The sequence below is a fragment of the Deltaproteobacteria bacterium genome (assembly GCA_016875225.1).
In the GTDB taxonomy this organism is placed as follows: domain Bacteria; phylum Myxococcota_A; class UBA9160; order SZUA-336; family SZUA-336; genus VGRW01.
This window is the reverse complement of sequence record VGRW01000036.1, coordinates 1-22,307: the sequence shown is the minus strand read 5'-3', so window position 1 is coordinate 22,307 and position 22,307 is coordinate 1. Positions and strand designations below refer to the sequence as shown.

Genomic DNA, 22,307 nt, shown 5'->3' with positions numbered 1-22,307 from the left:
GGTCGGTCCGGGAGAGCCGCGCTTGGGAATTCGCGCCGCCGCGCTGGTCGCGCTCTGGGTCGCACTCTGCGCGGGGCCGGCGCGCGCGCAGACGGAGAGCTACGAGAGCCTCGCGGGCACCTGGTGGTTCTCGCTCGGCGGCCAGGACGCCGGCGCGCTCCTGATCCAGCTCTCCGAGCCGAGCTTCGCGACCTACCGGGTCGAGGACGTCGAGCTCACCGGCAAGCCGAGCTTCGGCTTCTCACGCGCGCTCGGCGACTTCTTCGAGATCGCGGCCGGACAGACGATCGGGCTCGACTCGCGCGGCAACGTGGTCGGCGAGCTCGAGCTCGTCGACCCGGACGATGGCGCGCCGGTCGGCGTGCTCGCGCTGCTGCAGGGAAAGCCCAGCCCTTCGCGCGCGCGGCTCGCGCTTCGCGGCACGGTCGCGAGCGACAGCGTGGCGGCCCTGCGCGTGATCGTCGACGGCCGGCGCGCGCCCGCGGCGTTCCAGGTGCTGAGCGGCCGAAGCGACGCCGCACAGCTCGGCGGCCAATCGGTGAGCAGCCGCATCTACGACCTCACGGTCCGCACGAACACAGGGCTCGGTGTGCCCGCCTACGACTTCACGGGCACCGGCCCGGCCCGGATCGACCGGATCGAGGAGACGGCCGTCGACATCGCGGGGCGGCTCATGCTCGGCCCGAACCAGCGCGTGTACGGCCTGCTCGACGACTCGACCCACTTCGGCAGCGGAATCGCGAAGGGCCGGCTTCGCGTTCCGACCGGGGGCACGGCGCCGAAGCTCGATCTCGAGCTCGCGGCGGATCGGCAGGTGCGCGCGAGCGGAAAGCTCGACGAGGCGGTCGAGCCGATCCTCTCGGTCACACCGCTCGCGATCGACTTCGGCGCGGTTCGACTCGACGAGACCGGGCTCTACGTGATCTCGGTCGAGAACATCGGCACTGGATCGCTCTCGGGCGAGGCCGCGCTCCCGAGCGGGAGCGAAGCGGCATTCTCGCTGGTCGACCCGACGGCCTTCTCGGATCTCGAGGCGGGCGACGCGGCAGGGGGGCTCTCGGTGGTCTTCGATCCGAGCGAGGCGACGACATACTCGGGCGAGATCGTGTTCCGCGTCGCCGGCGGCGCGGGCGGCGCGACGGTGACGCTCACCGGTGTCGGGGGCGTGGCCGAGATCGCGGTCGATCCGACCGCCGGAGAATTTCCCGATGTCGCGGTCGGGGATTCCGAGACGATCGAGTTCACGATCTCGAACCCGGGCGACGGAGCTCTAACCGGAACCGCCACGCTCAGCGGCTCGAGCGACTTCGCCTTCTTCCCCACAGCGACCTCGATCGAGTACTCGCTGGATCCCGAGTCCGCCGAGACGGCGACGATCCGCGTCCGCTTCACGCCCAGCGCGACCGGCTCGCGCACCGGGACGCTCATGCTGACCGGCGGCGGCGGAGCCTCGGTCGAGCTCAGCGGAGCCGGAACCGAGGCGTCGCCCTAGGGCCGCAGCTCGAACTCGCCTTCGAGACCGGTGCACGGCTCGTCGATCACCTCGACGCTCGACACGCTCGCGTGCGGCGGTCCGCGCCTCAGGAATGCCAGCGCCAGCTCGACGCGCGCCGCGTTCCCCTCGACGACCGCCTCGACGCGCCCGTCGGGCAGGTTGCGCACCCAGCCCGCGAGCGCGAGCGAGCGCATCTGCGCGTGGGTCGCGCGGCGGAAGAAGACGCCCTGCACGCGCCCCGACACGAACACGTGTACGCGCCTCATTCCGCGTCGGGCGCCGAGCCCGAAGCCGCGGCCGCGAGCTGCAGGTCGCGCTCGCGCACGGCGTCCGGGTCGAACTTTCGGGCGCTCGCGGTCATGCGCGTGAGCGCCGCGCCGATCGCCATCGCCGGCCCCGTCTCGGCCTTCTTCAGCTTGACGAAGCGCACCGGGTTGATGCGCGCGACCACGAACGCGCGCAGGTACGGCGAGCGGAAGCCGCGCGCCGCGAGCTTCGCGACCGCCTTCGTTGCGAGCCGGTCGATCTCGAGCAGCCGCGAGGCCCAGCCCTCGCGCTCGCGAAGCGAGGCGGCCAGCGACTTCGGCGAGTAGCGGTCGACCTTGCGCAGGAACGAGAGGTACGTGCCGCCGGGAAAGCGCGACTCCTTCTGGTAGCAGAGGCCGAGCGTCAGGTACGGCGCGAGCTCGAACTCGCTTGCGAACTCGGCCTCGCGTGCGCGCGGCCGCGATTCGGCCAGCGCCTGCGCCATGCGGATCACCTCGAGGCTGCGGTCGCGGGTGTTGTGCGCCTTCTCCGTGTTCAGCGCGAGGATCTTGAACGCGAGCGCCTCGTCGTCCGAGATCAGCGCGGTGATCGCGCGCATTCCGAGCAGCTTCGCGGCGGCCAGACGGTGCCTCCCGTTCGGCGTCCAGAAGCCTCCGCTGGCTCCGCGCACGACGATCAGCGGGTCGAGGAACGCGCGCGCCTCGTCGATCTTCTGCGCCAGCCGCTTCACGTGCGCGGGCGAGAGATCGCGCTGGAACGGGGTCGGCTCGATCGCGTCGAGCGGCAGCACCGCGAGCAGAAGCGGGTGCGAGCCGAGCGGATCTCGGTACGCGCCGATCGCCGCGCCCCCGGCCGCGTGCACCTGCCCGGCGAGCGCAGCCAGCTCCGGCGCATCAACCGAGGATGGGGCCGCCGCGGCCTCGAGACCGCGCTTCTCCTTGGCGGGCGAAAGGCGCTTGCGCGCGCCCGCCGACTTCGCCCTCGGCTTCCTCGAACCGGATTTCGCAGCAGTGGCTCTGGCCACGCGGCCATTCTACTTCGGCGCCTGCGCCTTGAGCAGCGCGAGCGCGGAGAAATGCTCGTCGGCGATCGGGGCTTCGTAGTCGACCGCGTCCACGTACAGGAGCACCTCGCGCCGCTCGATCGGCTTCTGGAAGCGCATGCGCTTCGGCGTGACCACCCCCTGCACGTCCACGACCTCGAGCGTCTCCGCGACCAGGACCAGTCTCTCGCCGGGTCGGTGCTCGGTGCGAAGCGGAACGAAGCTCGAAGCGTCGATCCAGGTGCTCCGGGTCTCGAAGCGGGGGTTCGGCTGGCTGGCCGTCTCGGCGAGCCGGTAGACCGGACGCCCGTCGAGTGTCTCGCGGGTCATCCCGGAGAGCTCGGTCGGCGCCGACTGCGCGATGCCGAAGCCGAGAAACTCGAGGTCGATCCCGTACACGTCGTCGTCGGCGATCGACTGCGGAAGCCGGCGGATCCGCTTCACCGCGGGCTGGTACAGGAAGTAGTCGTTTGGCCGGTCCGCGTGCTCCAGGTAGAGCAGCCCGACGTTGCGCAGGTCCGGCGGCGCGTCGAAGCGGATCAGCACGCGCTCGCCGCGGCCACCCTCGTCGTCGCGGTACACGCGCATGCTCCTCTCTTCGAGCAGCCCGCCCAGGTCCATCTGCATGCGAACCTTCGCGCTGAAGTGGCGCGTGGCGAGCCGTCCGTGCCAGCGCGAGGCGACCTCGGCCGAGGAGAGCGGCAGCGCATCGCCGGCCGCGGCCTGCCCCGAAGCCGCGGCGAGCACGCAGACCGCGCCGAGCCAGCCGCGCGGAGTCACCTCGCGATCTCGAGCGCCCCGGCCGCGCCCGGAACCAGCTCGCCGATCGTCGCCGCGCAGGCCGTGCCGCGCCGCGCGAGATCCGCGAGCAGCTCCGCCTCGCGCTCCGGCGGCAAAGCGATCAGGAGCCCGCCCGAGGTCTGCGCGTCGCAGAGGATCAGCTTCTCGAAGTCCGCAGTCCCGGAAGCGAAGCTCGCCGCCTTCTCGACCCAGGCGAGGTTGCGCCGCGTGCCGCCGGGCACTTTCCCGGCGCGCGCGAGCCCGCGCGCGAACTCGAGCACCGGCACGGCCGACGCCCGCACGCGCGCCGCGAGCTCCGAGGCCGACGCCAGATTGTGTAGATGGCCGAGCAGCCCGAAGCCGGTCACGTCGGTCGCCGCGTGCGCGCCGCAGGCGAGCGCCGCGTCCTTGGCCGCGCGATTGAGCTGGCTCATCTGCGCAATCACTTGCGAGAGATCTTCCGCCGCCAGCATCCCCGACTTGATTGCCTGCGCCGCGATCCCGGTGCCGATCGGCTTGGTCAGCACCAGCTTGTCGCCCGCGCGCGCACGCGTCTGCAGCAGCGCGCGCTCGGGATCGACCGTGCCGATCACGGCCAGCCCGTACTTCAGCTCCGAATCGACCACGGTGTGCCCGCCCACGATCGCGCAGCCGGCCTCGGCCGCCTTGTCGCGCCCGCCGCGGAAGATCCGCGCGAGCACGTCCTTCGCCAGCCGATCGTCCGGAAAGCCGCAGACCGCCAGCGCCACCATCGGCTCGCCGCCCATCGCGTACACGTCGGAGAGCGAGTTCGCGGCCGCGATCGCCCCGTAGGCCTCCGGCTCGTCGACGATCGGCGTGATGAAGTCGACGGTCACGACGAGTCCCGGGCCTTTCTCCGGGCAGACGAGCGCGGCATCCTCCATGGGTCCGACCTCGCCGGAGACCCACGGGTGATCGAAGGGCGCGAGCCCGCGAAGGACCTGGACCAGGTCCTCGGCGCCGAGCTTGCGGGCTCAACCCCCGCCAGGCGCGAGCTCGGTGAGGCGCACCTCGCTCATCGGGTCTCCCTGTCTCGGTTCATCGCCGCATGGTAGCGCGCCTCTCGGAGTTCTACGTCGGTCGACGGTCCTGCGGCATGGAGTCTGTGTGAGCGAGGGCGGATCGAACGTCGACGGCCACAGAGGCACGCCCTTCCGGGGTCACGCGGCTTCCAAGGCTCGCGCGAGACGCTTGCGGATCAGAGTCTCGGCTTCCTCCATGATCCGGTCGAGCAGCTCCCGGACCGTGGGTACGTCGTGGATGAGTCCCGCGACCATGCCGCAGCTCCACGCGCCCGCATCCATCTCGCCGTTCAGCATCACCCGCGGATAGACTCCCGACACCTCGGGAGCGATGTCCTCGAACTTCACCGTCGACCCGAGCGCGCGCTCCTTCTCGAGCAGCCGCTCGACGCCCGCGTTGGTGAGCACGCGCTCGGTGTTGCGCAGCGGACGCATGACGAGGCGTGTGTCCAGTTCGCTGGCCGCGACGATCGCCTCCTTCACCCGCGCGTGCACGGGCGCCTCCTGGGTGGCGATGAAGCGAGTCCCCATGTTCATCCCGTCGGCGCCCATGGCGAGCGCCGCCACGAGGCTCCGACCGTCGGCCATGCCGCCCGAGGCTACGAAGGGGATCCCGAGCTCGTCGGCAGCGCGCGGCAGAAGGATGAAGTTCGGGACGTCGTCTTCGCCGGGATGCCCGCCGCACTCGAAGCCGTCGATGCTGAGCGCGTCGACGCCGATCGACTCGGCCTTCAGCGCATGGCGCACCGAGGTGCACTTGTGGATCACCTTGACGCCCGCCTCCTTCAGAACCGGCAGCCACTTCTGCGGGTTGTTTCCGGCCGTCTCGACGATCTTCACACCTCCATCGACGATTGCGCGGATGTAGCCCGGATAGTCGGGCGGTACGACGGCCGGCAAGAACGTGAGGTTCACGCCGAACGGCTTGCTCGTCAGCGTCCGACACCTGGCGATCTCTTCAGCGAGCCGCTGCGGCGAGCGCTGGGTGAGTGCGGTGATGAACCCGAGCCCACCGGCGTTGGCCACTGCCGCCGCCAGCTCTGCGAAGCCGACGAAATGCATGCCGCCCTGGATGATCGGCCGCTCGATGCCAAACAGCTCGGTGATGCGGGTCCTCATCTCGTACCTCCGGAAGACAGTTCGGTGAACGTGCGGTCAGGCAAAGCGCTGAAGTCTCCGTCGTCACCACTTTTCGACCCACGGTCGAAGCACGACTTCGAACGCCCAGGTCGAGCGATGCTGGCGGTGCAGCTGCAGATAGGTCTCCGCGATGCAGTCCGGGTCGGCCATGTTGTCGTCGACGGCCGTTCCTGCCAGACGGTGCGCGCGGGTACCGTCGTCGTGCGTCCATCCGACCGCGGCATCGATCGGCACGTTGGCGACGTGGATGCCCTGGGGCATCAGCTCTCTTGCCATGCTCTGAGCAAGTCCCGACTTGGCCTGGCACGCCATCGCAAACGCCCCGCTCGTCGCGAACCCCTTCAGCGCCGCGCTTGCGTTCGTGAAGATGATCGTGCCCTTCGCGCCGTTTGCGCCCGGCTCGTTCTCGCGCATGAGCCGGGCGGCCTGCTGGCCGACCAGGAATGCGCTGAAGGCCGAGTTTCGAAGCGTCTCGAGCGCCATGCTCGGGTCGGCCTCGGTGATGCCTTTGCGAAATATGCCGGCCACCCGACCGTCGATGTTGTGCACGACGAGCCGGGGAGTCCCGAGGTCACGCGCGACGTTCTGGAACAGCAGCTCGACTGCCGCGGGCTCGCTGGCATCGCACGCGTATCGGCGCACGCCGTGCGTCCTCTCCAGGTTCTGCAGAACCGGTTTGTCGGGTGTCCTGGCGGCGATGGCGACCTGCATTCCGCTCTTGGCGAACAGCCGAGCACAGCTCGCACTGATGCCCGGGCCCCCTCCCACGATGAGTGCAACGTCTTTCGTCATGTGTCGCGCCCCTCTAATGATTCCACCATGGACGATCCGAGAACGCTCTCAGGTCGAGCTCGTGCGTCCACGTGGATCGGTGTTGCTTCGCGAGGTGGAGGTAGGTCTCCAAAATCTGCGCGGGAAGCATGAGCCCGTCGTGTTCCCTGCCTCGGGTTTCCCGGAGCCGTTCGAACTTCTCCGGTCCGAGCATCTTTCCCAGCGTGTCGGGCGCATCCACGGCGCCGTCGATCACGATGTGGACGACGTGGATGCCCTTCGACGCGAACTCCGCGTTCAAGCTCTGGCAGAGCATGCGCCGTCCTCCCATGGCCGCGGCGTGCGAGTGCTGACCCCCGTTCCCACGCATCGCCGCGGTCGACGAGGTCACGAGGATCGTTCCCTTGCCCCGCGCTTGCATCAGCGGGCACACGGCCGATGCAAGCCGAAACAGACCGAACGTCCCCATACGCCAGCCCGTCTCGAAGGCCTTGGCCGACGTGTCCTTCAACGCTCTCTCGCCGATCTGGGCGCCAAGGTTGTAGACGACGACTTCGATGGGACCGATGTCGGCCTCGATGGCGGCAATTCGTTCCTCGATCGAGCCTTCCTCGATTGCGTTCAGGAGAAAGCCGGTGGCCGAGCCCCCGTCGCTCTTGATCGCGTCCACCAACGCATCCAGTCCCGCCGAGTCGCTGCGCCGACACAAACACGCGTGATAGCCCTCTCGAGCGAAGCGTCGGGCGACCGTTCCGCCGATGCCCGCACCAGCTCCCAGTACCAAGCACACGGGTTTCATGTTCGATCTCTCCTCGAGCGAGTGTGGCGCTCGAATCCGTCGGGTTGGAGCGCTTCGCGCGCCGTATCGCTCGTCATGCCCACTCGAGGCCCCCCGGTCAGCGACCGGAGAAGCGCGCCTCGCGGCGCTCGACGAAGGAGCGGATGCCCTCCTTCGCGTCCTCGGTGCCCATGACCTGCGCGCTGATCGCGGGAATTGCCGCAATGGCCGCCGCTTCGTCCGCGGCGATGTAGCGCAGCGCCGCCTCCTTCATCGCGCGCAAGCCGAGGGGCGCGTTCTTCGCAATCGCCTGCGCGATCTCCATCCCGCGGTCGATGTGTTTTCCGTAGGGCACCACTTCCTGCACGAGCCCGATCTGCAGCGCGCGCTGGGCGTCGAACTCGTCGCACAACATCAGGTGGTACATGGCGTTGCCCCAGCCAGTGCGCGTGAGGAAGCGGAAGTGCGCGCCGCCGAGCGGCGCGATGCCGCGCTTCGACTCCATCTGGCAGAAGCGCGCGCTGTCCGCCGCGATCACGACGTCGGCAGCGAGCATCATCTCGATCCCGATCGTGTAGGTGATGCCCTGGACGACGGCCACGACGGGCTTCAGCGTGCGCCGCTTCAGCGCGAACGGGTCGATCGCATCGACCGGAGACTCGACCGGAGTCGCGGTCGGCCCGAAGAACTTGGTCATGTCGAGGCCCGCAGTGGTGTGCTCGCCCGCCGCGCACAGCACCGCCACCCACAGCTCGTCGTCGCGATCGAACTCGGTCAGCGCGTGGCTTAGTGCGACCATCATCTCGGGCACGAACGCATTCTTCTTCCGAACGTTGTCGACGACGATCTTCAACACTCGGCCGTCGACCTCGGTGCGGATCTGCGGTGAGTCGGTCATCGGTCCCTCTCCTTTGGGCGCGCTTATCGCAGCGCCTGTTCACAGCTCCCGAATCGCGGGCATCAGGGACCTCCCGATGCGTGCGAACGAGCGAAGCATCGCGTCGTGCTCGCCAACGATGTGGCGCACCATCACGTACTCGAATCCGAGCGTGCGATAGCTGCGCAGCTGCTCGGCGACGCTCTTCGCCCCGCCCACCAGCAGCTCTTCGATCCCGGTGCCGCGATAGCCCTCGGCGAGCACGCGCCCCACGGTCGCCTCCGCCTCGGCGTCGCTCTCACCGACGTAGATGTCGCGCCGCAGCACCGACAGCACAGGACGGCCGGCGCGCGCCGCGGCCTCGCGATAGACGTCGATCTGCTGCGCGAGCTCGCTGCGCGTCGCGTTCTGGCCGGTCAGCCACCCGTCGCCGATGCGGCCCGCTCGCTCCGCAGCGGCCGGTACGGTTCCCGCGATCCAGATAGAGACGGGAACGCGTGGAAGCGGGCTCACGCTCACTCCGTCGAGGTGGAAGTGCTTGCCGTGGAACGTGACGCGCTCTCCGGCGAGCAGCGCGCGCACGATCGCCACCAGCTCCTGGAGCCGGGCCGCGCGGCTCGCCATCGGGATCCCGAACGCTTCGAAGGCCTGTGCGCGGCCGCCGTTCGCGAGCGTCACGATCAGCGGGGCCGTCGCGAACGCGGCGATCGTCCCGATCTGCTCGGCGAGCACGATCGGGTGATAGAACGGCGCGAGCAGCACCAGCCCCACGGGCATCTCGCCGGTGACGGCCATGAGCCGCGCGAGTGTCGGGATCGGCGCGAACGAGTTCGCGAACTCCGCGGGCACCGCGTGGTTGTCGCCGTAGAGCAGGCCATCGAGGCCGGCCGCACGCGCCGCCGCCGCGACCCCGAGCACGTTGCGCGCCTGCTCACCCGTGTCGGTCGCGCCGAGCGGTCGCTCGATGAAGCCGCCCGGCGGCATCGCCGCCAGCATCTGCTTGAACAGTGCGTGGGTGTGCGCGCCGGTCGGGTACAGGAAGCGAAGCGAGGTCCCGAGCTTCATCGTCGCTTCTGCGCCTCGATCTCTTCCTCGACCTCGCGCAAGCGGTCCTTCCCGAAGAACAGCTCGCCAGCGACGAAGAAGCTCGGCGAGCCGAACACGCCGCGCGCGACGGCGCCGTCGGTGTTCGCGATCAGCTCCTGCTTCACGTCGGGATCGGCGGCGCGCTCGAGCAGCGGATCTGCCGGAAGCCCGGATTCGAGCAGCGCGGCGCGAATCACCTCGGGCTCGTCCATCTTCCTCGGGTCCGCCCACATGTGTCGGTAGACCTCGTCGACGTAGCGCTCGAAGCAGCCGAGGCGCTGCGCCGCGACCGCGCCGCGCATGATCTGGAGCGTGTTCACCGGAAAATGCGGGTTGGGAGTGAAGCGCGTGATGCCGTGCCTCGTGAGGAAGCGGCGCGTCTCGAGCGCTTCGTACTCCGGCTTGTTCTTGACCCCGCGCAGCGACACCGCCGGCGAGACGTTTCCGGTGGCCTTGAACACGCCACCCAACAGCACCGGCACGTAGGCGAAGCGCACACCGCTGCGCTTCTCGAGCGCCGGAATCACCAGGTGCGCGAGGTAGGCGTTGGGCGATCCGAAGTCGAAGTGGAACTCCACGCTCACATCCATGGCCTCACCCCGTTGCTCATGCCGGGCCGATCGGGTCGAGAACCACGACCGGGATCTGCCGCGCACCTGCTTGCTTCTGATAGCTCTCGTACGGCGGATACATCGCCGCCATCTTCTTCCAGCCTCGCGTTCGCTCGTCGCCGCTCGCCGTTCTCGCTCGGGCGCGCATGCGCTTCGCGCCGACCCGGATCTCGCACTCCGGATTCGCCTTCAGGTTCACGTACCAGCCAGGATGGTTCGGCGCGCCGCCTTTCGAGCCGATCAGCAAGTACTTCCCATCCATCTCCTGGTAGAGGAGCGGCAGCGGCCGCAGCTTCCCGCTCCTCGCTCCCCGCGCGATCAGGAGGAGCGTCGGCAGCGGACCCGGGCCACCGCCGATGGTCGAATCCCACAGCCGAGCTCTCTCGGGATCGGTGAGGTAGAGCTCCACATGGTCGCGGATCCACTTCGGCATTCCCGCCGCGGGCATCTCGAACTCCTGCTTCTCACTCATGAGTGACTCCCTTCGTATTCAGTCATCTCGCGCATCGAGCTTCTCCAGGTAGGGGGCGAGGTCCGGGGCGAACGCCGGGTGCGTGCACAGCCGCGCGAAGTGCGCGAGAGAGCGCGGGAACGTCGCGCGGAGCGACGCGTCGAAGAGCGGCGGGAGAGACGCAGCGGAGAGCACGCGCCGCGATGCGCGCTCGACGGTCGAGAGCGCGAGCTCCGCAGCGAACCCGATGTCGGCGAGGGTGAGCTCGTCGCCGACAAGGAACGCGCGCGCTGGCGCGAGCGCTTGCTCGATGCCGGAGAGATAGGCGTCGCGGGCCGCGCGCGTGCGCTCGTGCGTCGGCGGCTTCACACCGCCGTTGGCGAGCCTCAGCAGGTAGACCTGCACGTCGCGCGCGAACACGAGGCTCGCGTCGAGAAACGCGTCGATCCGCGACGCCGTGTACGCGTCGTCGCCGTACAGGCGCGTGGGCCCCGGCGCGAGGCGCACGACCGCGCGCGCGATGGCGTTCGACTCGAACACCCCGATCGACCCGTCCGGACTGAACGCGGCAGGCACCGTGCCGAACGGATGCGCGGCGAGAAACGAATCCGTCTTGTGCAACGTCCCTGCGAATCCGGTGCGAGCGTCGCGCTGGGTGCCGACGGAGGCGTCGCTCTCGTTCAGCGGGCGCGCATCGAAATCCCACAGCCAGCCCGCGAGCTCGCGCGGCGCCGCGCCGCGCACGTCGAGCGTGACACCGCAGAGCCGCGCGGCGATCGTCGCCTTGGCGAGCCGCGGGCTCGGCAGATACGAGAAGATGCGGAGGGACGGTGGGCGTGCGGACTCGCCGATTCCTGCCTCGGGTGTGGTCACTGCGCCTCCACGCGCGCCGGGGTGTGCTTGTGCCACGGCGTGCCAACGACCCAGTCGCGATCCTCGCTTCGCGTCAGCTCGTTCGGTGAGACGCCCGTCGCGACGTGCCCGCCGCTCGCATCCGGGAAATCGAGACCAAGCCCGTTCGGCAGCGAGATGTGCCCGGGCTGCATCCGATCCGAGAGCTCGACTTGGACTTCCGCGCTGCCGCGCCGGGTCGTGCCCCTCACGCGCCCCCCCTGCTCGACGCCGGCGCTCTTCGCATCGTCCGGGTGCATGCGCAGTGCGCCGGCGCGGTCCTTCTTCCGCCAATCAGGATTGCGCATGATCGTGTTCGCGGTGAACGAGCGCCTCTCGCCGGCCGAGAGGACGAACGGGAATTCCGCGTCCACTCGCTCCGGCTCGCTCGCGAGGCCGTCGAGCTCGTCGAAGAGCTCCGGGATCGCGAGCTGAATGCGGCCATTGTGCGTGGCAACCCGGGCGAAGCTCTCTTCCCAGTCGTCGACCGAGAACGTGATCGCGCTCTTGCTCGCGAGCAGCGCGTCGAAGAGTGCGTCGGCCGCCTCTGACGGCGAGCCTTTGAATCCCGCGCGCGCGAGCGACGCTGCGAGCGTGGGCGCCACGACCTGGAAGAGCACCCACACGGCCGCGCCTTCCGCGAGGCCCTCGGGCAGGAGATCGCCGATCGCCCGATAGGCCAACACCGGTGCGATGGCGAGCAGCCGCCTGTCTTCGGAGACGAGCTCGAAGAACTTCGAACGAAAGGCGACTCGACTCTCGAGCCACGCTTCGCGGAGCGTCGCGACGGCTTCGTTCGGGAGCTGGCCGAGTGCCTCGGCCAGCCGCGCGTGCAGCTCGGCCTCGGAGAACAGGCCCGCCAAAGGCTCCATCAGCGGCTTGCGCAGAAAGAAGTAGTTCTTGGGAAACTCGAAGTTGAAGAAGACGGCCTCGGCCTTCTCGAACTGGCTCGCGACCGGCAGCACGTAGTCCGCGAGGCGCGCCGTCTCGGTGAAGGCGACGTCGATCACCACGACGAGATCGAGAGCCGCGAGCGCCTCGCGCATGCGCGGGCCGTCCGCAATCGAATGCGCGGGATTGCCGCTCTCGACCAGCATCGCGCGGAAGCGCTTGGGGTGGTCCGTGAGGATCTCGTCGGGGACCACGTTGCAGGGCGTGAGGCCTCCGATGATCCTCGAGCCAGTCACGGGTGTCGTGCCGTTCTCTTCGCCGTTGAAGGCGAACGGGACGAGCGTAGTCGGCCGGTACTCCGCGCCCTTCTTGCCGAAGTTCCCGGTCAGAAGCACGAGCAGCTTGTGCAGGTACGAGACGAGCGTCGAGTGCACGTTCATCTGCACACCGAGGTCCTCGAAGGTGGCCATGCTCTCTGCCGCCGCGATGCGCCGCGCGGCCGCGCGCACTCGTTCCTCGGGCACGCCGCTCCTCGCCGCGAGTGCTGCGACGTCGAGCGACGTGAAGTGCGGCAGCACCTGCTCGAGGCCGTCGACGTGCCGTGCGAGCCAGTCTCGCTCGACCAGCTCCTCCTGCACGATCACGGCGATCATCGCCGCGAGCAGGAGCGTCACCGCCTGGTTTCACCTGAAGGTGGATATCGGCGATCTCAGCGGTCTCCGTGCGCCGGGGATCGATCACGATGAGGCAGCGCTTCGGATCCTTCGCGATCTCGCGCAGAGTGATGCGGGCGTGCGGAATGCCGTGCGAGAACCACGGGTTCTTGCCCAGGAACAGCCCCACCTCGCAGTGCTCGAAGTTGCCGCGCGAGAAGCCGCCGACCATCTTCCGCGCGAGCCAGAACTCGCCGGTCTTCTCCTGAGAGATCGCGTTCGCGGTGTGCACGGATCCGAGCAGCGCGCGCGTCGCTTGCCCGTACAGGGCGGGCAGGTGGTTGCCCTGTCCGCCGCCTCCGTAGTAGAAGATCGACTCGCCGCCGTGCTCATCGCGGATCGCCGCAAAGCGCGCCGCCACCTCGCGGATCGCCGTGTCCCAGTCGATCTCTTCGAACGTGCCATCCGCCCGACGCCGAAGCGGCTTGGTCAGTCGGTGCGGGCCGTTCTGGTAGAAGTCGAGACGCGAGGGCTTCTCACACGCATAGCCGCGCGACGCGGGATGCGCGTCGTCGCCGCGCACCTTCACCAACCGGCGCCCGTCATCGCCGCCGAGCTGAACCTCGATGCCGCAGTTGCACTCGCACAGGATGCAGGCGGTGGACTTCCACTCGGACATCGTCTCTCTCCCAGGGTTCCTCGGATCCTTGTAGATCATCTGGTTGCATTATGCAACCTATAGCCGTAGAGTACGCACGACCCTGACCTGCCGGGTTGAAGGAGGGCGCCATGTCGGATCGAGTTTGTCTCGTCGCCGGGGTTGGTCCGGGTACCGGTAGCGCGCTGGTGAGGCGCTTCGCGGAGGGCGGCTATCGAGTCGCGATGCTCGCGCGGACCGAGAGCCGGCTGCAGGACCTCGCAGAGAAGGTGCCTGGCGCGACCGCTTTCCCTTGCGACGTCGCGGACGAGGCGCAGGTCGCCGCGACGACGGCGCGCATCTCACGCGAGCTCGGTCCTGTGAACGTCCTCATCCACAACGCCGTGGGCGGCGCCTGGGGCGACTTCCAACAGATCGAACCCGCGGTGCTCCAAGGCAATTTCTCAGTCAACGTCATGGCTCTGTTGCACCTTGCCCGCGCCGTTGCTCCTGCCATGATCGACGCGGGCGCGGGCACGATCCTCGTCACGGGCAACACGTCCGCCTACCGCGGCAAAGCCGCCTTCGCTGGCTTCGCGCCGACGAAGGCGGCTCAGCGCGTGCTCGCGGAGTCGATGGCTCGTGCCCTCGGGCCGAGAGGCGTCCACGTCGCCTATCTGGCGATCGACGCGGTGATCGACGTTCCGTGGGCGCGCGAGCGATTTCCCGACAAGCCTGACGACTTCTTCGCCAAGCCGAGCGCGATCGCCGAGGTTGCGTTCAGCCTTGCGCACCAAGACCGCTCGACCTGGGCGTTCGACGTGGTCGTCCGGCCCTTCTGCGAGCCGTGGTAGCCACGGGCGCTACGGCGCGGCCTCCCGATGCAACCAACAATCGCTAGATTCCGTGTTCGATGAGCCGCAAGCGCTTCGACCGGATGAACTGCGGGATCGCTCGGGCCTTGGAGGCGTTTGGCGATTGGTGGACCCTGCTGATCGTGCGCGACGCCTTCTTCGGCGCGCGCCGCTTCGGAGACTTCCAGCGCAGCCTAGGCATCGCAAAGAACATCCTCTCCGCACGGCTCGCGCACCTCGTCGAGCACGGCATCTTCGAGCGCGTCGACGTCGGCAGCGACGGCGAGCGCTTCGAGTATCGGCTGACCGCAAAGGGCGAGGCGCTGCTGACCGTGCTTACGGCGCTGCGCGAGTGGTCGGACGAGTGGGTCTTCGGCCGCGGCAACGAGCCCGTGATCGTGCGCGACCGCAAGACAGGCCGGCGCATCGCGAAGCTGCGCGTCACCGACGCGCAGGGGGCTCTGCTCACGCGCCGTGACTTGCGCACCGTCCCTGGCCCAGGCGCGTCGCCCGAGACGATTCGCATGCTCTCTCGCGACCGGATGCCGGACCGCTGATACCGCTCGCAGCTCTTCGACCCGCGAAACGAGGTAGGGGCAGACTCGGGTACCCGACACCGATCCACCCGTGGAAGCCGTCGTCGCGGTGTCCGCGACCGGACCCTGCGAATGACGACGCGGCGCGCACTCTCGTCTCAGGGACGAGCGGCGAGCTGCGCGATCTTCGCCAGGCTCTCGCGGTCGCCGATCGCGACCAGCAGGTCGCCGGAGAGGACCTGTGTGTTCTCGTCCGGCACCAGCTCGATTCGCGCGTCGCCGCGCTTCAGCCCGACGATGCGCAGGCGCGGCGCGCGACGTTCGAGCTCGCGCACGGTCTCGCCCGCGAGCGCGCAGCCGGGGGCGACGCGGACCTCCTCCAGATCGACCTCGTCGCCGTATCCCGGCCGCGCGATCTCCAGGAAGTCGACCACCGCTGGGCGCAGGATCGCGTTCGCCATCCGCCGGCCGCCCATGTGGTAGGCCGAGACCGCCTGGTGCGCTCCCGCCTGCTCCAGCCGACGCAGGGCGGTGTCGCTCTCGCCGCGGGCGTGGATGCGCAGACTCGGGTTCAGCTCGCGCGCGGAGAGCGTGATGAAGACGTTGTCGGAGTCGGAGCCGGTGCCGACGACGATCGCGCGGGCGCGCGCGATTCCCACGCGAATCAAGATGTCGTCGGATGCGGCGGACCCGAGCACGTAGGCGTAGCCCGACTCGCGAAGCGCCGTCTCCTTCGCCGGATCGCTCTCGACGATCACGAGCGGAACCCCGTTTCGCGCCACCTCCTCGGCGACCACCTGGCCGAGCCGTCCGTAGCCGCAGACGATCACGTGGTCGCGGAGCTCGGCGATCTTCTTGTCCATGGCTCTCCTCGAAAGCACCTCGCGCAGGCCGGTCTCGACCAGCGCCTGCGCGATCTGCGCGAACAGATAGGCGGCCGTGCTGGCCGCGCTCACGATCAACACGATCGTGAAGATCCGGCCCGCCGGCTGCAGCGGCTGCACCTCTCCGTAACCGACGGTCGCGATGGTGATCACCGTCATGTACAGCGCGTCGAGGAGGCCGAGCCCCTCGATCCACATGTAGCCGAGCGTCCCGAACGCGGTGAGCGAGAGCAGCCCGAGCACCGCGCGGATGATCGGGTGCAGCGCGCGGCTCATCCGAGCGAGACCCGCTCGAAGAGGCGCGGCACCACCGCGGTGAAGCCGAGCTCGCGCCGGATCGAAGCGGCGAGTGCCTCGGACGCGCTCGGCTCGCCGTGCGCGACGAAGACGGTCTGCGGCTCGCGCCCGAACGTGCGCAGCCAGGAGAGGATCTCGGCGGAATCGGCGTGCGCGGAGAAGCCGTCGAGCGTCTTCACCTCGGCGCGCACGCCGATGTAGCGGCCGTGGATCTTCACGGTGTTCGCGCCGGTCGCGAGCGAGCGCGCGCGCGTTCCCTCGGCCTGGAAGCCCACCAACAAGACGGTGTCGCGCGGCTCCGGCAAGCGCTGCGCCAGGTGGTGCAGCACGCGACCGCCGGTCGCCATTCCGCTCGCGGAGAGGATCACGCACGGAAAGCGGCAGGCGTTGATCGCGCGCGACTCGTCGGACGTCGCTGCGATGCGCAGGCTTCCCGGGTCGAACGGATCCTCGCCGCGCGCGATCAGCGCGCGCACGTCCGCGTCGAAGAGCTCCGTGTGCGCGCGGTAGATCTCGAGCCCGCGAAGCGCAAGCGGGCTGTCGACGAAGACAGGCACGTTCGGGATCTCGCCGGCGCGGATCAAGCCCCGCAGCGCGAAGAGCAGGCCGGGCGTGCGGTCGATCGCGAACGACGGCACGAGCACGGATCCGCCGCGCCTGAAGGTGCCCTTCAGCACCTTGGCCAACTCCGCGAGCACCTGCTCGCGCGGCGGATGGTTGCGGTCGCCGTAGGTCGACTCGACCACGATCGTGTCGGCGCCCTCGGGGTAGCCCTCGGGCGGGTAGTGGAGCGGCGGATCGACCCGGCCGAGATCGCCGGAGAAGACCGCCGTGTGCGGCCGCTTGCCGCCGATCGCGAGCTCGACCGTGGCGGAGCCGAGGATGTGGCCGGCGTTGCGCAGCCGCACCGAGAGCCCGGGCCCGAGCTCCACCTTCTGGTGTAGCGGCAGCGCCCGGAACAGCTTCTGCGTCGCGCGCGCGTCCTCCGTGTCGAAGAGCGGAAGCGCCGGGGTGTGCTTCGAGAAGCCCTTGCGGTTGGCGTACTCGGCGTCCTCTTCCTGAAGGTGCGCGGCGTCGGCGAGCATGATCTCGGCGAGGTCGATCGTCGCCGCCGTGGCGTAGATCGGCCCGCGAAAGCCGCCGCGCACCAGGCGCGGCAGATACCCGATGTGATCGATGTGCGCGTGCGTGACCACGACCGCGTCGATCGAATCGAGCGCCACGCCGAGCGGCTCCCAGTTGCGCAGGCGCAGCGCCTTCAGCCCCTGGAAGAGTCCGCAATCGACCAGCACCGAGCTTCCGCCCGCGCGCACCAGGAAGCGGCTGCCGGTGACCGTGCCGACCGCGCCCAGGAACGAGAGGCTCGCGATCACGTGCGCGCCGCCCCGGGCGCGCGCGGCTCGCCGAGCACGAGCCCGGCCTGCAGCAGCCCGAGCAGGCGCTCGCGCGTGAGCGCGCCGACCAGCCGCCCGGACTCGAGCACCGGAAGCTGGTTCACGTTCGCGGCCGCCAGCCGCTGCATTCCGACCAGCGCGGTGTCGCCAGGCGAGACCGACGTCGCGCGCTCGGCCGGGAGCATCACGGCTCCGACCGCCGTCTCCGCGCGCCGCTCCGGCGGGACTCCCGCGAGCTCGCGAAGCGTGGCGATCCCGAGCAGGCGATCGCTGGAGGGATCGACCACCCAGAGCGTGCGCAGGCCCGAGCGCAGGATCTGCGCCGAGAGCAGCGCCGCGACCCCGTCGTCGGCCGACACGGTCGCGTGTCGGACCGGCTCGAGCACGTCGCGGACCCGAACCGCCCCGAGGATCCGCTCGACCTCGATCGCGCCCACCGCGCTTCGCGACGCGGAGAACAGGAACCAGCCCAGGAAGACCAGCCAGAGCCCGCCGAAGAGATCGCGCGCCGCGAAGACCAAGCCGACGCCGCCGAGCATGAGCAGCCCGGCGATCGCCACGCCCGCGCCCGACGCGATCCGGGTCGCGCGCGCGAAACTTCCGGTCGCGGCCCAGACCACGCCGCGGAGCACGCGCCCGCCATCGAGCGGAAAGCCCGGCGCCAGATTGAACACCGCGAGCGTCAGGTTCACCCGTCCCAGAAAGAGCAGCCCATCGCGCGAGAGGGTCGACTCGCCGGCGGCCCCCCCGAGCCACCAGAACAGCCCGCCGAGCGCGAAGCTCATGGCGGGTCCGGCGAGCGCGATCGCGATCTCGTGCAGGGGCTTTCGCGGCTCGCTCTCGAGCTGCGCGACCCCGCCGAACAGGAAGAGCGTGATCGAGCGGACGCGGATGCCGAGCGCCTGCGCCACCAGGCTGTGCCCGAGCTCGTGCAGCACGATCGAGGCGAAGAACGCGATCGCCACCAGGGCCGCGGCCAGCCACCGCGCGGCCGGGCTCGGCTGCGCGGCGGACTCCGCGAGCTGGGTCGAGACGGACATGGTGATCAGCAGGAAGATCAGCAGCCAGCTCTGGTCGATCGCGATGTCGATCCCCGAGACGCGACCGATCCGCCACGAGCTCCCGCCCATGATCCCGCGCGAGCGCATCGAGGCACCTCCTGCTGGCACAGACTTCCTCCCGGCGGGACGATTCGCCACGAATCCCGCCTTCGCGCGACACCGCGTCGCAGATCGCAAGAGTCATTCCCGCTCGATGCCGGCCCGTGGCTGGCACGCGCGATGCTATCGAGTACAGCGAACAGGCAAGGAGAACCAGGGATGGCGGAGAACCGACGCGCCTTCGAGGACGAGATCGAGACGCTGAAGACCCTGCGCGACGAGCTGCGCGTGCAGCTCAATCTAGCCGGCAAGGAGGCCCGCGACCGCTTCGCCGCGGCCGAGGCGAGCTGGCAGAAGCTCGAGGGGCGGCTGGAGCAGGTGGGCAGGGAATCGAAGGGCGCGCTCCGCGACGTGGGCGAGGCGGCCCGGAACCTGGCCGACGAGATCAAAGAGGCGTACCGCCACATTCGCAAGCTACTCTGATCGGGTGTCGCGGGGAAAGCGCCGTCGCAATCGCCTGAGCTCCCCGCTTCGCCGCCACGGCCTGGTTCCGCGCCCGGCGGCGATCGCCGAGCTGATGCGGGACCGCAGCCTGCGCTTCACCGAGGGCAACCGGGTCGATCTCTACGAGACCGGCCGCGCTGGATTGGCCGCGATGCTCGCGGCCATCTGCACGGCGCGTCTGCGGATCCATCTCGAGACCTACATCCTGCGCGCCGACGCGATCGGCCGGAGCTTCCTCGCCGAGCTCACGGAGCGCGCCCGCGCGGGCGTCGAGGTCCGCGTGCTCTACGACGGCTTCGGCTCCTTCGGCCTCGACGAGCGCGAGCTCGACGCTCTGCGCGCCGCGGGCGGCGACGTGGTCGCGTTCAACCCGCTCGCGCGCATCTGGCCGCGCTTCGCTCCGCGCCGCCGCGATCACCGCAAGATCCTCGTCGTCGATGGCGCGGTCGCGTTCACCGGCGGGCTGAACATCGGCGACGAGTACGTCCACGGGCTCTCGGGAGTCGGCAGTGCAGGCGGTTGGCGAGACGCCCACGTCCGCGTCGAAGGCCCGTGCGTGCGCGATCTGGAGGCCGTCTTCCTCGAAAGCTGGTTCCGCGCCGACGGCCCGGCGCTCGCCTGGCACGCGCTGCTCGAGGGCGAACGGCCGCGCGCGGGCGACGTGCGCTGCGCGGTGCTCTCGGACGGCCCCGCGCACCGGCGGCGGCGCACGCGCGATCTGCTCGTCTCTGCGCTTCGCGGCGCGCGCGACGAGGTTCGTCTCGTCTCTCCCTACTTCGCGCCGGGCCGCAACGTGCTCGAGGTGATCGCCGAGGCGAGCGCGCGGGGCGTGCGGGTCTCCTTGCTGCTCGCGGGCGACCGCACGGATCACCCGTCGCTCCGGCGCGCCTCGCGCGCGGTGCTGCCGAAGCTGCTCGAAGCCGGCGTTCGCGTGCACGAGTACGACGCCGAGATGATGCACGCGAAGCTCGCCTGCTTCGACCAGAGCTGGGCGATCGTCGGCAGCTCGAACCTGGATCGGCAGAGCTTCGAGCACAGCTACGAGGTGAACCTGGTGCTGGACGACCCGGGCCTCGCCAAACGCCTTCGCGAGCAGATCGACGCCGACATCTCGCGGGCACGCGCCATCGACCTTGATGCGCTCTCGCGCCGCGGCGTCTTCGAGCGGCTGGTCGATCGCGTGGCCGCGATCCTGCTTCGCTGGGTCTGAGTGAGAGCGGGCACGTCGTTTGCTATCGATGGAGTCACGACTGCAAGGGGAGACACGGATGGGCTCGCGCACGATCGGGATCGCCGTCGCCGCATTTCTGGCGCTCGGCTCGCAGCTGGCTCTTGCTGGCCCGCCGTCCGCCGAGGTCGCCGCCGCGTGCTCGCGGGTCAGCCCGAGCATGCAGAGCGCGGTGCTCGAAGCGGTCATCTACGGCGGCGGGCCGCTCGCCGTCGACGTCGCGGGCTGGATGTGCGGCCGCGCGCGCTCGGGGCCGTTCGTGCGGATCATCATGCTCCGCTACCCGACGCATGACGAAGAGGGCCGGCCGACCGGCGGCGGCGAGCTCGTGCCGGTCGTCTTCGAGGACGGGCGGCTGGTGGCGCACGGCTGGAGCCTGCTCGAGGAGCAGCCCGATCGCTACGGCGTGGTGCTGCCGACGCAGCGCGATCCCTGGCGCGTGCCCGACGGCTGGGCGCTTCTGAAGGCGGAACGAGAGCTCGCCTAGACCAGCCGGCGCCGCACCTCGGCGACCGCGTCGATCGCGCGCTCGTCGCTCTCGGCGATGCACATCACGTTGAACTCGCGGCAGCCGGCGTCGACGTACGGCGCCAGGAAGTCGGCGATCTCGGCGGCGCTTCCCGCGGGGCTGTAGCGCTCGAAGCGCGCGAAGGGCGTGCGGTACATGTCCTCCATCGCCGCGGCCAGACGCGCGCGCGCGAGGTCGCGGTCCGGATCGCAGGCGGTCCAGACCTGCAGGCCGTGGTGCCAGTCGACGGGGCCGCGACCGGCAGCGGCTGCGATCGCCGCCGTCTCGCGCACGACTTCCGCGTAGCGCTTCGGCGAGCACCAGACCCCGAGCCAGCCGTCGCCGAAGCGGCCCGCACGGCGCACGGCCGCGTCCGAACGCCCGCCGATCGTGATCGGCACCGGCCGCCGAGCCGCGGGCAGGATCCGCGCCGCGTCGAAGTCGAAGAACTCGCCGTGGTGGGTCACGAGCTCACCGGCCAGCAAGGGACGCAGGACCGAGAGCGACTCGTCCGTGCGTCGCCCGCGCGTCTTCGGATCGACGCCGCAGATCTCGACCTCGTGGCGATCCTCGCCGCCGACGCCCACGCCGAGGATCAGCCGGCCGGGCGCCGACTCGGCCAGGCTCGCGAGCTGGCGCGCGACCGGAAGCGGATGCCGCAGCGCGAGCAGGTACACCCCGACGTACACGCGCAGCGACGGGTGCGAAGCGAGCAGCGTGGCGGCGTCCACGAGGCCGTCCATTCCGCGTCCGTCGAAGAAGCTCACGTGGTCGGCCACGAAGAGGTGATCGAGGCCCGCGTCGGCCGCGCGCGCGAGCAGCGACCGCCGCTCGTCCACCGGGCTGCGCAGCATGCGAGGGCTGCCTAGCGTGCCGATGCGCAGCTCCGTCACCGTCCCTCCAGATCCGCCGCCAATCTACACGAGCCCCGATTGACCCCGCGCGATCCGCTCTGTTAGTAAATACTTACTAATGCCTGCCCTGCCCCCCGAACTCGACGCCCCGCGCTCGCGCCCGAACTCGGGCGAGCGCCGCGGGCAGATCCTGCGCGAGGCCGCGCGCTGCTTCAGCAACTGCGGCTTCCGCGGCACCACCACTCGCGACGTCGCGGCGGCGGTCGGGATCACGGAGGCCGCGCTCTATCGCCACTTCCCGAGCAAGGAGGCGATCTACGTGGCGCTGCTCGACGAGCGCATGGCGCTGCCCGAGGCGATCGAGGCGCTCGAGCCGTTCGCGCGCGCGGGCGACGACGAGCAGGTCTTCATGCGGCTGGCGCGCGGGATCCTGGAGACGGTCGAGGCGGATCCGTCGTTCCTTCGGCTCCTGCTCTACTCGGCGCTCGAGGGGCACGAGCTCTCGCAGCCGTTCTACCAGGCGCGGATGCGCCGGCTTCGCGAGTTCCTTTCCCGGTACATCGCGCGGCGCGCGCGCGAGGGTGCGTTTCGCGGGCACGACCCGGTCCTCGCGGCGCGCGCGTTCCTGGGCATGGTCGTCGACCACCTGATCATCCGGCAGGTCTTCAACCAGCGCGACGCGTACCCGCAGTCGCCCGAGCAGGTGGCCCAGACCTACACGGCGATCTTTCTGGA

General features: G+C 69.9%; 23 protein-coding genes and 1 pseudogene. 7 read left to right on the top strand and 17 right to left on the bottom strand.

Translation table 11 applies throughout. The annotated features are described in order from the left end of the window. Nucleotides 1–22: 22 nt before the first annotated feature. On the top strand, nt 23–1,492 hold the full coding sequence (locus tag FJ108_10415; protein ID MBM4336310.1) for a choice-of-anchor D domain-containing protein: 1,470 nt from the start codon (nt 23–25) through the stop codon (nt 1,490–1,492). On the opposite strand, the gene FJ108_10410 is transcribed toward FJ108_10415, so the two are convergent. The 13 genes and pseudogenes from FJ108_10410 to FJ108_10350 all read right to left on the bottom strand — a co-directional run bounded on the left by FJ108_10410 (nt 1,489) and on the right by FJ108_10350 (nt 13,455). Further along, a complete protein-coding gene (locus tag FJ108_10410) occupies nt 1,489–1,761 on the bottom strand; it encodes an acylphosphatase (GenBank protein MBM4336309.1) in 273 nt (90 codons plus the stop codon). The genes FJ108_10415 and FJ108_10410 overlap by 4 nt on opposite strands. After that, the gene (locus FJ108_10405) at nt 1,758–2,786 is read right to left on the bottom strand and encodes a chromosome partitioning protein ParB (protein MBM4336308.1); all 1,029 of its coding nucleotides are present in this window, start codon (nt 2,784–2,786) and stop codon (nt 1,758–1,760) included. The genes FJ108_10410 and FJ108_10405 overlap by 4 nt, the downstream gene beginning before the upstream one ends. Nucleotides 2,787–2,795: 9 nt before the next feature. Next, nucleotides 2,796–3,584 (bottom strand): outer membrane lipoprotein-sorting protein, encoded by a 789-nt coding sequence (locus tag FJ108_10400; GenBank protein ID MBM4336307.1) that lies wholly within the window; start codon nt 3,582–3,584, stop codon nt 2,796–2,798. Next, a complete protein-coding gene (selD, locus tag FJ108_10395) occupies nt 3,581–4,555 on the bottom strand; it encodes a selenide, water dikinase SelD (GenBank protein ID MBM4336306.1) in 975 nt (324 codons plus the stop codon). Before selD ends, FJ108_10400 begins: the two co-directional genes overlap by 4 nt. Before the next feature lie 210 nt (nt 4,556–4,765). Further along, nucleotides 4,766–5,746, bottom strand: a complete 981-nt coding sequence (locus tag FJ108_10390) for a nitronate monooxygenase (protein MBM4336305.1) — start codon at nt 5,744–5,746, stop codon at nt 4,766–4,768. A gap of 63 nt (nt 5,747–5,809) precedes the next feature. Then, nucleotides 5,810–6,559, bottom strand: coding sequence for an SDR family oxidoreductase (locus FJ108_10385; protein MBM4336304.1), 750 nt, complete (start codon nt 6,557–6,559; stop codon nt 5,810–5,812). Nucleotides 6,560–6,572: 13 nt separating this feature from the next. After that, the gene (locus FJ108_10380; protein ID MBM4336303.1) at nt 6,573–7,337 is read right to left on the bottom strand and encodes an SDR family NAD(P)-dependent oxidoreductase; all 765 of its coding nucleotides are present in this window, start codon (nt 7,335–7,337) and stop codon (nt 6,573–6,575) included. 97 nt (nt 7,338–7,434) lie between these two features. Next, nucleotides 7,435–8,214: a crotonase/enoyl-CoA hydratase family protein gene (locus FJ108_10375; protein ID MBM4336302.1), complete on the bottom strand. Its 780-nt coding sequence runs from the start codon at nt 8,212–8,214 to the stop codon at nt 7,435–7,437. A 39-nt stretch (nt 8,215–8,253) separates the two neighbouring features. Beyond that, nucleotides 8,254–9,258: an LLM class flavin-dependent oxidoreductase gene (locus FJ108_10370; protein MBM4336301.1), complete on the bottom strand. Its 1,005-nt coding sequence runs from the start codon at nt 9,256–9,258 to the stop codon at nt 8,254–8,256. After that, complete coding sequence (locus tag FJ108_10365) at nt 9,255–9,869, bottom strand: 2-hydroxychromene-2-carboxylate isomerase (protein MBM4336300.1); 615 nt, start codon at nt 9,867–9,869, stop codon at nt 9,255–9,257. The genes FJ108_10370 and FJ108_10365 overlap by 4 nt, the downstream gene beginning before the upstream one ends. A 16-nt stretch (nt 9,870–9,885) precedes the next feature. Then, nucleotides 9,886–10,362 carry a nitroreductase family deazaflavin-dependent oxidoreductase gene (locus FJ108_10360; GenBank protein MBM4336299.1) on the bottom strand — a complete coding sequence of 159 codons (477 nt, stop codon included), beginning with the start codon at nt 10,360–10,362 and terminating at the stop codon, nt 9,886–9,888. An 18-nt stretch (nt 10,363–10,380) separates the two neighbouring features. Then, nucleotides 10,381–11,193 carry a glutathione S-transferase gene (locus FJ108_10355; GenBank protein MBM4336298.1) on the bottom strand — a complete coding sequence of 271 codons (813 nt, stop codon included), beginning with the start codon at nt 11,191–11,193 and terminating at the stop codon, nt 10,381–10,383. 17 nt (nt 11,194–11,210) lie between these two features. Next, nucleotides 11,211–13,455: pseudogene (locus FJ108_10350) on the bottom strand (molybdopterin oxidoreductase family protein). 110 nt (nt 13,456–13,565) lie between these two features. On the opposite strand from FJ108_10350, the gene FJ108_10345 reads away from it, so the two are divergent. Next, nucleotides 13,566–14,267 (top strand): SDR family NAD(P)-dependent oxidoreductase, encoded by a 702-nt coding sequence (locus tag FJ108_10345; GenBank protein ID MBM4336297.1) that lies wholly within the window; start codon nt 13,566–13,568, stop codon nt 14,265–14,267. A 59-nt stretch (nt 14,268–14,326) separates the two neighbouring features. Next, nucleotides 14,327–14,824 (top strand): helix-turn-helix transcriptional regulator, encoded by a 498-nt coding sequence (locus FJ108_10340; protein ID MBM4336296.1) that lies wholly within the window; start codon nt 14,327–14,329, stop codon nt 14,822–14,824. Between the two features lie 137 nt (nt 14,825–14,961). On the opposite strand, the gene FJ108_10335 is transcribed toward FJ108_10340, so the two are convergent. The 3 genes from FJ108_10335 to FJ108_10325 are packed head-to-tail and all read right to left on the bottom strand — an operon-like array spanning nt 14,962 to nt 18,526. Further along, nucleotides 14,962–15,963, bottom strand: a complete 1,002-nt coding sequence (locus FJ108_10335; GenBank protein ID MBM4336295.1) for a potassium channel protein — start codon at nt 15,961–15,963, stop codon at nt 14,962–14,964. Then, nucleotides 15,960–17,354, bottom strand: coding sequence for an MBL fold metallo-hydrolase (locus FJ108_10330; GenBank protein ID MBM4336294.1), 1,395 nt, complete (start codon nt 17,352–17,354; stop codon nt 15,960–15,962). The genes FJ108_10335 and FJ108_10330 overlap by 4 nt, the downstream gene beginning before the upstream one ends. Further along, nucleotides 17,354–18,526 carry a CBS domain-containing protein gene (locus tag FJ108_10325; protein MBM4336293.1) on the bottom strand — a complete coding sequence of 391 codons (1,173 nt, stop codon included), beginning with the start codon at nt 18,524–18,526 and terminating at the stop codon, nt 17,354–17,356. The genes FJ108_10330 and FJ108_10325 overlap by 1 nt, the downstream gene beginning before the upstream one ends. Nucleotides 18,527–18,697: 171 nt before the next feature. Here FJ108_10325 and FJ108_10320 point away from each other — a divergent pair, with 171 nt between their 5' ends. The 3 genes from FJ108_10320 to FJ108_10310 are packed head-to-tail and all read left to right on the top strand — an operon-like array spanning nt 18,698 to nt 20,697. Continuing rightward, on the top strand, nt 18,698–18,961 hold the full coding sequence (locus FJ108_10320; GenBank protein ID MBM4336292.1) for a hypothetical protein: 264 nt from the start codon (nt 18,698–18,700) through the stop codon (nt 18,959–18,961). Nucleotides 18,962–18,965: 4 nt separating this feature from the next. After that, a complete protein-coding gene (locus FJ108_10315; protein ID MBM4336291.1) occupies nt 18,966–20,192 on the top strand; it encodes a cardiolipin synthase B in 1,227 nt (408 codons plus the stop codon). A gap of 58 nt (nt 20,193–20,250) precedes the next feature. Continuing rightward, on the top strand, nt 20,251–20,697 hold the full coding sequence (locus tag FJ108_10310) for a hypothetical protein (protein ID MBM4336290.1): 447 nt from the start codon (nt 20,251–20,253) through the stop codon (nt 20,695–20,697). Here FJ108_10310 and FJ108_10305 read toward each other — a convergent pair. Then, entirely contained in the window at nt 20,694–21,572 is an 879-nt protein-coding gene (locus FJ108_10305) for an LLM class flavin-dependent oxidoreductase (GenBank protein MBM4336289.1), read from the bottom strand. The genes FJ108_10310 and FJ108_10305 overlap by 4 nt on opposite strands. A gap of 118 nt (nt 21,573–21,690) precedes the next feature. On the opposite strand from FJ108_10305, the gene FJ108_10300 reads away from it, so the two are divergent. After that, the coding region (locus tag FJ108_10300; protein MBM4336288.1) for a TetR/AcrR family transcriptional regulator at nt 21,691–22,307 on the top strand (617 nt) is incomplete at its 3' end.

What these genes read in the sequence shown, in the direction of transcription:
- FJ108_10410 (MBM4336309.1), bottom strand. Translation starts at nt 1,761, where the DNA reads ATGAGGCGCGTACACGTGTTCGTGTCGGGGCGCGTGCAGGGCGTCTTC.
- FJ108_10390 (MBM4336305.1), bottom strand. Translation starts at nt 5,746, where the DNA reads ATGAGGACCCGCATCACCGAGCTGTTTGGCATCGAGCGGCCGATCATC.
- FJ108_10385 (MBM4336304.1), bottom strand. Translation starts at nt 6,559, where the DNA reads ATGACGAAAGACGTTGCACTCATCGTGGGAGGGGGCCCGGGCATCAGT.
- FJ108_10380 (MBM4336303.1), bottom strand. Translation starts at nt 7,337, where the DNA reads ATGAAACCCGTGTGCTTGGTACTGGGAGCTGGTGCGGGCATCGGCGGA.
- FJ108_10375 (MBM4336302.1), bottom strand. Translation starts at nt 8,214, where the DNA reads ATGACCGACTCACCGCAGATCCGCACCGAGGTCGACGGCCGAGTGTTG.
- FJ108_10370 (MBM4336301.1), bottom strand. Translation starts at nt 9,258, where the DNA reads ATGAAGCTCGGGACCTCGCTTCGCTTCCTGTACCCGACCGGCGCGCAC.
- FJ108_10365 (MBM4336300.1), bottom strand. Translation starts at nt 9,869, where the DNA reads ATGGATGTGAGCGTGGAGTTCCACTTCGACTTCGGATCGCCCAACGCC.
- FJ108_10360 (MBM4336299.1), bottom strand. Translation starts at nt 10,362, where the DNA reads ATGAGTGAGAAGCAGGAGTTCGAGATGCCCGCGGCGGGAATGCCGAAG.
- FJ108_10345 (MBM4336297.1), top strand. Translation starts at nt 13,566, where the DNA reads ATGTCGGATCGAGTTTGTCTCGTCGCCGGGGTTGGTCCGGGTACCGGT.
- FJ108_10340 (MBM4336296.1), top strand. Translation starts at nt 14,327, where the DNA reads ATGAGCCGCAAGCGCTTCGACCGGATGAACTGCGGGATCGCTCGGGCC.
- FJ108_10335 (MBM4336295.1), bottom strand. Translation starts at nt 15,963, where the DNA reads ATGAGCCGCGCGCTGCACCCGATCATCCGCGCGGTGCTCGGGCTGCTC.
- FJ108_10325 (MBM4336293.1), bottom strand. Translation starts at nt 18,526, where the DNA reads ATGCGCTCGCGCGGGATCATGGGCGGGAGCTCGTGGCGGATCGGTCGC.
- FJ108_10320 (MBM4336292.1), top strand. Translation starts at nt 18,698, where the DNA reads ATGGCGGAGAACCGACGCGCCTTCGAGGACGAGATCGAGACGCTGAAG.
- FJ108_10310 (MBM4336290.1), top strand. Translation starts at nt 20,251, where the DNA reads ATGGGCTCGCGCACGATCGGGATCGCCGTCGCCGCATTTCTGGCGCTC.
- FJ108_10305 (MBM4336289.1), bottom strand. Translation starts at nt 21,572, where the DNA reads ATGCTGCGCAGCCCGGTGGACGAGCGGCGGTCGCTGCTCGCGCGCGCG.